The organism is Pseudomonas sp. NFIX49 (assembly GCF_900115915.1).
GTDB classification, from domain to species: domain Bacteria; phylum Pseudomonadota; class Gammaproteobacteria; order Pseudomonadales; family Pseudomonadaceae; genus Aquipseudomonas; species Aquipseudomonas pharyngis.
The window spans coordinates 268,110-280,415 of the sequence record NZ_FOYE01000001.1 but is presented as its reverse complement, the minus strand read 5'-3'; the positions used below and the strand labels follow the sequence as shown (position 1 = coordinate 280,415).

Annotated in this window: 11 protein-coding genes; 4 read left to right on the top strand and 7 right to left on the bottom strand. The window is 60.4% G+C overall.

Annotated features, from left to right (window positions below):
* From BMZ46_RS01320 to BMZ46_RS01310, 3 genes are all read left to right on the top strand, one after another.
* A complete protein-coding gene (locus tag BMZ46_RS01320) occupies positions 1-1,101 on the top strand; it encodes a DUF1513 domain-containing protein (RefSeq protein WP_039765884.1) in 1,101 nt (366 codons plus the stop codon).
* A gap of 147 nt (positions 1,102-1,248) precedes the next feature.
* Positions 1,249-2,397, top strand: a complete 1,149-nt coding sequence (locus BMZ46_RS01315; protein ID WP_074688447.1) for an efflux RND transporter periplasmic adaptor subunit — start codon at positions 1,249-1,251, stop codon at positions 2,395-2,397.
* A gap of 13 nt (positions 2,398-2,410) precedes the next feature.
* Positions 2,411-5,440, top strand: a complete 3,030-nt coding sequence (locus tag BMZ46_RS01310) for a multidrug efflux RND transporter permease subunit (RefSeq protein ID WP_074688449.1) — start codon at positions 2,411-2,413, stop codon at positions 5,438-5,440.
* A gap of 63 nt (positions 5,441-5,503) precedes the next feature.
* Here BMZ46_RS01310 and BMZ46_RS01305 read toward each other — a convergent pair whose 3' ends face one another.
* The 5 genes from BMZ46_RS01305 to colR all read right to left on the bottom strand — a co-directional run bounded on the left by BMZ46_RS01305 (position 5,504) and on the right by colR (position 9,229).
* Positions 5,504-5,731, bottom strand: a complete 228-nt coding sequence (locus BMZ46_RS01305) for a hypothetical protein (protein WP_011335717.1) — start codon at positions 5,729-5,731, stop codon at positions 5,504-5,506.
* A 2-nt stretch (positions 5,732-5,733) separates the two neighbouring features.
* Positions 5,734-6,447, bottom strand: a complete 714-nt coding sequence (locus BMZ46_RS01300) for a lipopolysaccharide kinase InaA family protein (protein WP_039765881.1) — start codon at positions 6,445-6,447, stop codon at positions 5,734-5,736.
* A gap of 4 nt (positions 6,448-6,451) precedes the next feature.
* A complete protein-coding gene (locus BMZ46_RS01295) occupies positions 6,452-7,120 on the bottom strand; it encodes a class I SAM-dependent methyltransferase (RefSeq protein ID WP_039765880.1) in 669 nt (222 codons plus the stop codon).
* Positions 7,121-7,281: 161 nt separating this feature from the next.
* Entirely contained in the window at positions 7,282-8,556 is a 1,275-nt protein-coding gene (locus BMZ46_RS01290; protein ID WP_074688451.1) for a sensor histidine kinase, read from the bottom strand.
* A complete protein-coding gene (gene colR / locus BMZ46_RS01285; protein ID WP_007953224.1) occupies positions 8,546-9,229 on the bottom strand; it encodes a two-component system response regulator ColR in 684 nt (227 codons plus the stop codon). The genes BMZ46_RS01290 and colR overlap by 11 nt, the downstream gene beginning before the upstream one ends.
* 218 nt (positions 9,230-9,447) lie before the next feature.
* On the opposite strand from colR, the gene BMZ46_RS01280 reads away from it, so the two are divergent.
* Positions 9,448-10,191, top strand: coding sequence for a phosphatase PAP2 family protein (locus BMZ46_RS01280; RefSeq protein ID WP_074688453.1), 744 nt, complete (start codon positions 9,448-9,450; stop codon positions 10,189-10,191).
* A gap of 75 nt (positions 10,192-10,266) precedes the next feature.
* On the opposite strand, the gene groL is transcribed toward BMZ46_RS01280, so the two are convergent.
* Both groL and BMZ46_RS01270 read right to left on the bottom strand, forming a co-directional pair.
* Positions 10,267-11,913: a chaperonin GroEL gene (gene groL, locus BMZ46_RS01275; RefSeq protein WP_039765873.1), complete on the bottom strand. Its 1,647-nt coding sequence runs from the start codon at positions 11,911-11,913 to the stop codon at positions 10,267-10,269.
* A gap of 49 nt (positions 11,914-11,962) precedes the next feature.
* Complete coding sequence (locus tag BMZ46_RS01270; protein WP_003227685.1) at positions 11,963-12,256, bottom strand: co-chaperone GroES; 294 nt, start codon at positions 12,254-12,256, stop codon at positions 11,963-11,965.
* Positions 12,257-12,306: the final 50 nt, after the last annotated feature.

Below are 12,306 nucleotides of genomic sequence, written 5' to 3'. Positions count from 1 at the left end.
ATGCTGCGACGCCAGGCTCTGACTTTAGGTAGTTTGCTGCTGGGAGCAGTGACGCTGGGCGGCTGGACGCTGTTCAAACGCAAGGACCAAAGCCCGCTGCTGCTGTCGGCGCGGGACGACACCGACGGCAAGCATTACGCCGTCGGCTATCGGCTGGACGGCACCCAGGTGTTCGCCACGGAAGTCGGCCAGCGCTGCCACGACATCATCAATCACCCGACGCTGCCGATCGCGCTGTTCGTCGCTCGCCGGCCGGGCACCGAGAGCTACCTGATCGACCTGCGCAGCGGTGCATTGCTGCAAACCGTGACGTCGCAGCCGAACCGGCATTTCTATGGCCACGCAGTGATCCATCACAGCGGCGATTACCTGTACGCCACCGAAAACGACACCACCGATCCGGGCCGTGGCCTGCTCGGAGTGTACAAATTCGAAGGCGAACGGCTGGTGCACAGCGGCGAGCTTTCCACCCACGGTCTCGGCCCGCATCAGGTGTCGTGGATGCCCGACGGTGAAACCCTGGTGGTGGCCAACGGCGGGATCCGCACCGAGGCCGAAAGCCGGGTCGACATGAACCTCGACGCCATGGAGCCGAGCCTGGTGCTGATGCAACGCGACGGTACTCTGCTGAGCAAGGAAACCCTCGCCCAGCAGATGAACAGCGTGCGCCACCTGGGGATTGCCAGCGACGGTACCATCGTTGCCGGCCAGCAATTCATGGGGCCTTCCCACGAGCGTTCGGAGCTGCTGGCGATCAAACGTCCCGGTCAGCCATTCGTGGCGTTCCCGGTGCCGGACCATCAGTTGCAGTCGATGGGTCATTACACCGCCAGCGTCGCCGTGCACAGCGACCTGCGTCTGGTGGCATTGACCGCACCGCGCGGCAACCGCTTCTTCATCTGGGATCTGGACAGCGGCGAAGTGCGCCTCGACGCCCCGTTGCCCGACTGCGCCGGCGTCGGTGCGGTGAAGGACGGGTTTGTCGTGACCTCCGGTCAGGGACGTTGCCGCTACTACGATTGCCGTCAGGACGATCTGCTGGCCAAACCGCTGGATTTGCCCGCAGGGCTCTGGGACAACCATCTTCATCTGATGGCCTGAAATTCGCCGCCGACCGTTCGGTCGGCGGCCCCGCTTTTCTCCACCTTCTTCCCTTACACCCGGTAAAAACTGGCAGTTGGAATCCCTGCCGGACTCGGGGTAATGTGCCCGCCTGTCTCGCCTGATTTTCTCCAAGGAACTGGAAATATGCTGCGTCGCCGCATGCTGATCATGTTGGGTGTTGTACTGCTGATCGTTCTGCTTCTCGCCGGTTACAAGGCCTTCTCGATCTATACGATGATCCAGGGCTTTTCCAAACCGAAGCCGCCGATCAGCGTCGCCGTGGCCACCGCCGTCGAGCGCCCGTGGCAGATGCGTCTGCCCACCGTCGGCACGCTGAAGGCGCTGCAAGGCGTCGACCTGAGTCTGGAGAACGCCGGCACCGTCACCGAGCTGAAGTTCGAATCGGGGCAGAAGGTCAAGGCCGGCCAGCCCTTGCTGCAACTGGACAGCGCCGTCGAAGCCGCCTTCCTCGAAACCGCCAAGGCCGATCTCGGCCTCGCGCAGCTGGATTACGGTCGCGGCAGCCAGCTCGTCGGCAGCAGCGCCATCTCCAAAGGCGAATTCGACCGGCTCTCGGCCCAGTTGCAAAAGAACAAGGCCACGGTCAATCAGCTCAATGCGGCGCTGGCGAAAAAACGCATCGTCGCGCCCTTCAGCGGCACCATCGGCATCCGCCTCGTCGACATCGGCGACTACCTCGCCAGCGGCACCAAGATCGCCACCCTGCAGGATTTGAGCAGTCTCTACGCCGACTTCTACGTGCCCGAACAATCGGTGCCGAAACTGGCTATCGGTCAACCGGTACAGATCACGGTCGCGGCGTATCCCGGCCAGCATTTCACCGGCGCCATCAGCGCCATCAACCCGATCGTCGAAAGCACCACCCGTAACATCCTCGTGCGCGCCACCCTGGCCAACCCCGATGGCAAGTTGCTGCCGGGCATGTTCACCAGCATCGAGGTGCTGCTGCCGGATCCGCAGAAACACATCGTGGTCCCGGAAAGCGCGATCACCTACACCCTCTACGGCAACTCGACGTACGTGGTCACCCAGAAGAAAGCCGAAGACGGCACCGTCGAGAAAGACGACAAGGGCCAATCGGTGCTGATCGCCGAGCGTCGGTTCGTCGAGACCGGCGAACGCCGCGATGGCCAGGTGATGATCAACAAGGGCGTGCAGAGCGGCGAACAGGTGGTGACGGCCGGCCAGATCAAACTGGACAACGGCGCCCACATTGCCATCAGCGACGACAAGACCCTCGGCGAGCAGAACAGTCCGCCCCGCGCCGACTGATCAAGGAAACCCCATGGCCTTTACCGATCCGTTCATCCGCCGCCCGGTGCTCGCCACCGTGGTCAGCCTGCTGATTGTGCTGCTGGGCTTCCAGGCCTGGAGCAAGCTGCCGCTGCGCCAGTATCCGCAAATGGAAAACGCCCTGATCACGGTGACCACCGCGTACCCCGGGGCCAACGCCGAAACCATTCAGGGCTACATCACCCAGCCGATGCAACAGAGCCTGGCCAGCGCCGAGGGCATCGACTACATGACCTCGGTCAGTCGCCAGAACTTCTCGGTGATTTCGATCTACGCGCGCATCGGCTCCAACAGCGACCGTTTGTTCACCGAACTGCTGGCCAAGGCCAACGAGGTGAAGAACAAGCTGCCTCAGGACGCCGAAGATCCGGTGCTGAGCAAGGAAGCCGCCGACGCCTCGGCGCTGATGTACATCAGCTTCTTCAGCAAGGAGCTTAGCAACCCGCAGATCACCGACTACCTGTCGCGGGTGATCCAGCCGAAACTGGCGACCCTGCCGGGCATGGCCGAGGCGGAGATTCTCGGCAACCAGGTGTTCGCCATGCGCCTGTGGATCGACCCGGTGAAACTCGCCGGTTTCGGCCTCAGTGCCAGCGACGTGACCAATGCGGTGCGCCAGTACAACTTCCTCTCCGCCGCCGGCGAAGTGAAAGGCGAGTACGTGGTCACCAGCATCAACGCCAACACCGAACTGAAGTCCGCCGAAGCCTTCGGCAAGATTCCGCTCAAGGTCAGCGGCGACAGCCGGGTGCTGCTCAGCGATGTGGCACGGGTCGAGATGGGCGCGGAAAACTACAACTCGATCAGTTCGTTCGGCGGCACGCCCTCGGTGTACATCGGGATCAAGGCCACGCCCGGGGCCAACCCGCTGGAAGTGATCAAGGAAGTACGCAAGATCATGCCGGAGCTGGAAGCCCAGCTGCCGCCCAACCTCAAGAGCGAGATTGCCTACGACGCCACGCTGTTCATCCAGGCCTCCATCGACGAAGTGGTGAAAACCCTGTTCGAGGCGGTGCTGATCGTGATCGTGGTGGTGTTCCTGTTCCTCGGTGCGCTGCGTTCGGTGGTGATTCCGGTGGTGACCATTCCGCTGTCGATGATCGGCGTGATGTTCTTCATGCAGATGATGGGCTACTCGATCAACCTGCTGACCCTGCTGGCGATGGTGCTGGCCATCGGGCTGGTGGTGGACGACGCGATTGTGGTGGTGGAAAACATCCACCGGCACATCGAGGAAGGCAAGACACCACTGGAGGCCGCACTCGAAGGCGCCCGGGAAATCGCCATGCCGGTGGTGTCGATGACCATCACCCTCGCGGCGGTCTACGCACCGATCGGCTTCCTGACCGGGCTGACCGGGGCGCTGTTCAAGGAGTTTGCGTTGACCCTGGCCGGGGCGGTGGTGATTTCCGGCGTCGTCGCCCTGACCCTGTCGCCGATGATGTGCGCCATGCTGCTGCGCCACGATGAAAACCCCACGGGCCTGGCCCACCGCCTCGACCGGATTTTCGACAGCCTCAAGCGGCGCTATCAGAGCATGCTGCACGGCACGCTCAATACCCGGCCGGTGGTGCTGGTGTTTGCGGTGATCGTGCTGTGCCTGATTCCGGTGCTGCTCAAGTTCACCAAGTCGGAACTGGCGCCGGACGAGGATCAGGGCATCATCTTCATGATGGCCAACGCCCCGCAGCCGACCAACCTCGACTACCTGAACACCTACACCGACGAGTTCATCAAGATCTTCAAGGAGTTCCCGGAGTACTACTCATCGTTCCAGATCAACGGCTATAACGGCGTGCAGAGCGGCATCGGCGGCTTCCTGCTCAAGCCCTGGAACGAGCGCAGCCGCACGCAAATGGAAATCCTCCCCGAGGTACAGGGCAAACTCGAGGACATTCCGGGCCTGCAGATCTTCGGTTTCAACCTGCCGTCCCTGCCCGGCACCGGTGAAGGCCTGCCGTTCGAATTCGTGATCAACACCGCCAATGACTACGAGCTGTTGCTGCAAGTGGCCGACCGGATCAAGAAGCGCGCCATGGAGTCGGGCAAGTTCGCCTTCGTCGACCTTGATCTTGCTTTCGACAAACCCGAAGTCGTGGTCGACATCGACCGCGCCAAGGCTGCGCAGATGGGCGTGTCGATGCAGGATCTGGGCGGCACCCTCGCGACCTTGCTCGGCGAAGCCGAGATCAACCGGTTCACCATCGAAGGCCGCAGCTACAAGGTCATCGCCCAGGTCGAACGGGCCTACCGCGACAACCCGGACTGGCTGAACAACTACTACGTGAAAAACACCCAGGGCGAACTGCTGCCGCTGTCGACCCTGATCACCGTGACCGACCGTGCGCGACCGCGACAGCTCAACCAGTTCCAGCAACTCAACGCGGCCAAGCTGTCCGGGTTCCCGCTGGTGAGCATGGGCGAAGCCATCGACAGCGTGTTGCAGATCGCCCGGGAAGAAGCCCCGGCCGGTTTTGCTTTCGATTACGGCGGCGCATCGCGGCAGTTCGTCCAGGAAGGCAGTGCGCTGTGGGTAACTTTTGCCTTGGCCCTGGCGATCATTTTCCTGGTGCTGGCGGCGCAGTTCGAAAGCTTCCGCGATCCATTGGTGATTCTGGTGACCGTGCCGCTGTCGATCTGCGGGGCGCTGATTCCGCTGTTTCTCGGCTGGTCGAGCATGAACATCTACACCCAGGTCGGGCTGGTGACGCTGATCGGGCTGATCAGCAAGCACGGGATCCTGATCGTCGAGTTCGCCAACCAGTTACGCAAGGAGAAAGGCCTGACACCTCGCGAGGCGGTGGAAGAAGCGGCAGCGATTCGTCTGCGCCCGGTGTTGATGACCACGGCGGCTATGGTGTTCGGCATGGTGCCGCTGATCGTGGCCACCGGCGCCGGTGCCGTCAGCCGCTTCGACATCGGGACGGTGATTGCCACGGGGATGTCGATCGGGACGCTGTTTACGCTGTTTGTCCTGCCGTGTGTTTACACCGTGCTGGCGAAACCCGACCCCAAGGAATGACGCAATAAAAAAGGCCTCGCATCAACGAGGCCTTTGGCTCTTGTGAAAGAGATTTCAATCGATTCAACTCTGCGGCCTCATCCCTTGAGAAAGTCCGAACATGAACAGCAATAGATCATGATCGGGTTGTGTGGCCACGGCAGCTTTCGCCACCCGTGGCATCGGGCAATGCGGATCACTGGCCGATGCGCCAATGACCTGCATGCGTGGCTGTTCCCAGGCCGCCACCGCCAATGATGCAACTGCCAAGGCTCCTACCAGAAACAAACCTCGTGCAATTTCTAGTTTCATCGCTATAAACCTTTGATAGCGCTGCCAAACGCCGTCTCATAAAAGTAGACGAGTTTTTTCCAGTCGGTAGCGCTGAACGACGAGTGGCGGCGCAGTTGCTTCATGTCATGGGCGGCCGCGCGATGAGCGGTCAGACGCTGACGGCATTTTTCCAGATCGATCAGGGCGACTTCGACCTTCGCCGATTCACCTTCGCCCGTCACCCGCACAAACACGTGTTTGATGTAGATGCAGCTGTGCTGCCAACGGCCCTTGTGCATGCGTGCCAGATTTTCGGCGAGGTCCTTGAGCACGCGCTCATAGACTGCTTCGCCATATTGCTCGCGACCGCCACCGGCTTCCCAATGTTCAAGCTCCTGAAAGCCATCGAGGGACTTGGTCACCAACAGCGCACGCCATTTGAATTTCGGATCGGGCTGGGCACCGCAGAACACGATTTCGGGCACCCGGACCCCGAGACGGGAAACCCCGGTCAATGCATCCAGCTCGCGCAACACGGTCGGCCGCCCGAACGGGTGCAGCCAACTGCGATAAATATGTCCGGTCTGGCGTTTGGCATACAGCAGCTGGCCATCGCGCCCCACGACCCGTTGCACACCACTTTCGCCACCACGGCGGACATTGGGTTCCTCGACCCACTCGCCACGCTGGTTCCAGTAGTAGTCGAAGCGATCCTCGGGAGCGACTTCCCCTTCTGCTGCAAATTGCACTGCCATCCTCTTACCTCTTGCGTAATACGTAAACTCGCCACATGGCATAGAGCGGAATAAAGTCCAGTTGTTCCTGGATCCGAAATCCTGCTTCTTCGAATTCCTTTTCAACTGTTGCTGCCGGTAACACAAACCGGTTCTGGTAACCCTCCTGCCCACGCTTGCGCTCGGCACGCTTGCGTTTCCAGGCCTTGAAATTGCCGTCCACCCACAGCGAAATGATCACGCTGTCCCGGGTGACACGCTCGAACTCGCGCAGAATCGCCCGGCGGTGCTCGGCTTCGCCAATGTGATGCAGCAGTCGCATGCAAAAAATGCTGTCGACGGCGTTATCAGGCAAGGCAATGTCGAACGCAGACGTGTGCAAGGGTTGTACCCGTTTCACCACATCCGCCGGTTGTGCCTGCATGGCGGTCTTGATCATCGACTCGGAGTTGTCCGCCCCGATGATCACCCGGTTGGGCTTTTCCGCTAGCAGCGGCCAGAAACGTCCAGCACCGCAGGGCAGGTCCAGTACCAGGCCCGGCTCGCCAACAAGGGTCAATGCCTTGCGGGCCAACTGCTGATCTCGCCAATTGGACAAACGACGCCCCAAACCGTCCTGATGTTTACGCAGGTACTTCTGCGCATGCTTGTCGTCGTACTTTTCGGAAAAATCGAGCTTGATCGGGCCGGCCATCACCAGAACTCCTGAATTACTGATGACGCCACCTTAAGCAGCGGCGTGTCAGCGTCAGGTCATCCCTTTGTGAAAAAAACGTCATGTAAATCGGCAAACTATTTCAAGGTTATACAGGATTTAGACAGATTGGAGGCACTCTCGCGTCAGATGCAACGCTCTTAGCGCTTGCCCAGATCCACCTCGAAACGGCAGCCATTGGGTTCCATCGTGCTCAAAGTGACACTCCAGCCCTGGTTCTCGCAAATGCGTTGAACCAGTGAGAGGCCCAAACCAAGGCCCTCGCCGCGCTTTTCGTTGCCGCGCACGAAAGGCTGGAACATGGCTTCGCGCTTTTCCTCGGGAATGCCCACGCCCGAATCCTCGACCACGAATCCGTTGGCATTGAGGGTCAAGCGAATGAATCCGTGTTCGGTGTAGTGCAAGGCGTTACGCAACAAGTTGCCCATCACGGCATTGAGCAACGTCGCGTTATAACGGGTGTCGGGCGGATTTCCCGGCTCGAAAATCAGCTGCAAACCCTTGGATTCGATGGGTTCGCGCCACAGGCACAGCAAGCTGTCGGCCACCTGCGACAGGTTTTGCTGAGGGGCTGCGCCTGCATCTTCACGCTGGGCCCGTGCCAGCATCAGGAAGGTCTGCACCAGTTCACGCATTTCCTCACTGGCCCGCGCAATGCGCTGAACCTGAGCCTTGCCGCGCTGATCGATACCCGGGTTTTCCAGCAGCAGTTCACAGGAGCTGGCCAACACCATCAGTGGTGTACGCAATTCGTGGCTGACGTCGCTGGTGAACAGTCGCTCCCGCGTCAGCGCCTGTCGCAAGCGTCCAAGGGTCGCATCGAACGCCACCGCAAGCTCGCCCACCTCGTCCGCCGCGTAGTCCGGCGCCAGCGGAGGCGCCAGTCCGAGCAACTGATCGCGATGACGTACCTGGCGGGCCAGCCGCACCACCGGGGCCATCACCTTGCGGGCGAGCACCCAGCCGAGGAACACCGCCAGTGCCAGACTGAGCACGAAGCCCACCAGCACCACGGCGAACAGCACTCGCTCACGCTCTTCAAAATCGCTTTGATCCTGCAGCAGCACATAACGCCGACCATCAACGATCTCGACCATTGCGTGATACGACAGCTGCTCGCGAAAGACTTCATGGAAACCTGAATCCAGGTGTCGCAGGTCCTTGGGCAGCTCGAAATCGCCCGGCCCGCCACTGAAATAAAACAACTGATCCGGTTCTGGTCGATGGCTCCAGTCCGAGACGTTGTCCATCAACAGCAGGCGTTGCAGGTCGCCCCCCAGCCCGGCGGAAATCAGTTTTTCCTCGACCAGGTGCACGGTCGCGACGATGCCCATGGCGAACGCCCCGGCTACCAGCGCGCTCATCAGCGCAAAGGCGATGATGATCCGCTGGGCAAGGCTTTGCTTAAACTCCATCGCGGCCCTCGGCCAAGCGATAGCCCACGCCATGCACTGTGTGCAGCAATGGCTTGGCGAACGGTTTGTCGATCACCTGACGCAATTGGTGGACATGGCTGCGCAGGCTGTCGCTGTCCGGGCAGTCATCGCCCCACAGCGCTTCTTCGAGAATTTCCCGACGCAGGACATGCGGGCTCTTCTGCATCAGCACCGCCAGCAATTTGAGGCCGACCGGGTTGAGCTTGAGCAACTTGCCTTCGCGGGTCACTTCGAGGGTATCGAGGTCGTAGCTCAGATCACCGACCTGCAGGGCACGACGGCCGCCGCCCTGGGTGCGGCGCATCACGGCTTCGACCCGGGCCGCCAGTTCCGACAGCGCAAACGGCTTGACCAGATAATCGTCGGCCCCGGACTTGAAGCCCTGCAAGCGGTCATCTAGCTGGTCGCGGGCGGTGAGCATGATCACCGGCGTATCACGACGGGCGTCTTCGCGCAGGCGCTTGCACAGGGTGTAGCCGTCGATGCCCGGCAGCATGATGTCGAGCACGATCAGGTCGTAATGCTCGGTGGCGGCCAGATGCAGCCCCGACAGACCGTCCTGGGCGCAATCGACGGTGTAGCCTTTGAGCCCCAGGTAATCGGCCAGATTGGCCAGGATATCGCGGTTGTCTTCGACCAATAGAATTCGCATGGGCACCTCCTCCGTACACGGTAGCGGCCGTCTTGGCCCGCGCAGCTTACGGCCAAGTGTGGCTCACGGCTAGGCGCTGGGCAGGTTGATTTGACTTAATTGCACGGATCGCCGGACTTGACGAGTTTTTCACGAGCGGCCGACAAATCGCCGACAGAACCGGGCGCAGACTCACGCGGTTGTGCTTCTTTGAAGACCTTACCGATGAAGGAATTGCCATGGTTTCAATCTCTGCCCGCCCTGCTTCAAGGCCTTTGAATTTATGGCTTTGCCTGGGTATTCCCGCCGTTGCGGCGGTCATTCTGGTGTTGCTGGAGCTGACCGATCTGGACATGGATCTGGCCCGGCTGTTTTACGATCCGGTCGCGGGCGACTTCATCGGCCGGCACAGTTATTTTCTCGAAGACATCCTCCACGACCGCGCTAAACAAGTGGTGATCGCCTTTTCGGTGTTTGCCATCCTCGGGTTCATCGGCGCGTTTTTTATCGAGCGGCTCAAACCGTTCAAGCGTGAGCTGGGCTGCCTGGTGTTGTCGCTGGGTCTGGCCACCTCTTTCGTCACGCCGGTGAAAGCGGTGACAGCGGTGCAATGCCCTTGGAGTCTCGAACAATTCGGCGGCCACGAAACCTACAGCAAACTGCTGGAGCATCGCCCGCCGACCGACAAGCCCGGTCGTTGCTGGCCCGGCGGTCATGCGGCCACCGGTTTTACGTTGTTTGCGCTGTTCTTCGTGCTGCGTGATCGTCGCCCACGGTTGGCACGCCAGGCATTCATCTTTGCCTTCGCACTGGGTTCGGTGTTTTCGATCAGCCGGATGATGCAGGGCGCGCACTTCTTTTCCCACAACGTGTGGACGGCGATCTTCTGCTGGCTGATCTGTCTGGGGTCGTATTACTGGATTCTGTATCGACCGGCAGTAAAGGCTGAAACAGCAACACAGGCCCGGCCGGTCAACGCCTGAATCCTGAAACGCGGGCAATAAAAAACCCCGTCTGCTCACGCAGACGGGGTTTTTCGTTACAGGGGTAAGGCTGGCTTACATCATGCCGCCCATGCCACCCATGCCGCCCATGTCTGGCATACCGCCGCCAGCTGCACCTTCTTTCTTCGGTGCGTCAGCAACAGCTGCTTCGGTGGTCAGGATCAGACCGCCGATGGAGGCTGCAGCTTGCAGAGCCGAACGGGTGACCTTGGTTGGGTCCAGGATGCCCATTTCGATCATGTCGCCGTATTCGCCGGAAGCAGCGTTGTAACCGAAGTTACCTTTGCCGTTCTTGACTTCGTTGACGACTACGCTTGGCTCGTCACCGGAGTTGGCAGCGATCTGACGCAGCGGCGCTTCGACAGCGCGACGCAGCACAGCGATACCGACGTTCTGGTCAGCGTTGTCGCCGGTCAGTTCGGTCAGGGCTTCCAGAGCACGGATCAGCGCAACGCCACCGCCAGGTACCACGCCTTCTTCAACGGCTGCGCGGGTTGCGTGCAGGGCGTCTTCAACGCGGGCTTTCTTCTCTTTCATTTCGACTTCGGAACCAGCGCCAACCTTGATCACTGCAACGCCGCCGGACAGCTTGGCCAGACGCTCTTGCAGTTTTTCACGGTCGTAGTCCGAGGAAGTTTCGGCAACCTGGGCACGGATCTGAGCGATGCGGGCTTCGATGTCGCCTTGAACGCCAGCACCGTCGACGATGATGGTGTTTTCCTTGGACAGGGTGACGCGCTTGGCGTTGCCCAGGTGCTCCAGGGTGGTGCTTTCCAGGCTCAGGCCGATCTCTTCGGAGATCACGGTACCGCCGGTCAGAACGGCGATGTCCTGCAGCATGGCCTTGCGACGGTCGCCGAAGCCTGGAGCCTTGACGGCTGCGACTTTAACGATGCCACGCATGTTGTTCACAACCAGAGTCGCCAGGGCTTCGCCTTCAACGTCTTCGGCCACGATCAGCAGTGGACGGCCGGCTTTGGCTACGGCTTCCAGTACTGGCAGCATTTCGCGGATGTTCGAGATCTTCTTGTCGACCAGCAGGATCAGCGGGCCGTCGAGCTCGGCGACCATGGTGTCCGGCTTGTTGACGAAGTACGGGGACAGGTAGCCACGGTCGAACTGCATGCCTTCTACAACCGACAGTTCGTTTTCCAGGCCCGAGCCTTCCTCAACGGTGATCACGCCTTCTTTACCGACTTTTTCCATGGCTTCGGCAATGATGTCGCCGATGGAGTTGTCGGAGTTGGCGGAGATGGTGCCGACCTGAGCGATGGCCTTGGTGTCAGCGCATGGCTTGGACAGGGCTTTCAGTTCTTTGACGATCGCGATGGTCGCTTTGTCGATACCGCGCTTCAGGTCCATCGGGTTCATGCCGGCAGCGACGGCTTTCAGGCCTTCGTTGACGATCGACTGAGCCAGAACGGTAGCGGTGGTAGTACCGTCACCGGCGTCATCGTTGGCACGGGAGGCAACGTCTTTGACCAGCTGCGCGCCCATGTTTTCGAAGCGATCTTCGAGTTCGATTTCCTTGGCGACGGAAACGCCGTCCTTGGTGATGGTCGGAGCGCCGAAGCTCTTCTCGAGGATCACGTTACGGCCTTTCGGGCCCAGGGTCGCTTTTACCGCGTCAGCCAGAACGTTGACGCCTTTGAGCATCTTGGAGCGAGCGGCATCGCCGAACTTAACTTCTTTAGCAGCCATGATCGATATTCCTTAAATACTTTGTAGTAGCGGGAAAATGAGCGGGGTATCAGCCTTCCAGTACAGCGAGAATCTCGTTCTCAGCCATTACCAGCAGGTCTTCGCCGTCGACTTTCACAGTGTTGCTGCCGGAGTAAGGACCGAACACAACCTTGTCGCCGACTTTAACGGCCAGCGCACGCACTTCACCGTTTTCCAGAGTCTTGCCTGGACCTGCAGCGACGATCACACCGTGGTTGGCCTTTTCAGCAGCCGAACCTGGCAGGACGATACCGCCAGCGGTTTTCTTTTCTTCTTCGCTGCGACGGATAACGACGCGGTCATGCAGAGGACGAAGCTTCATTGTCGATCTCTCCTAATTGTGGTTTTCATCGGCCGGTGTAGTCCCGGCGG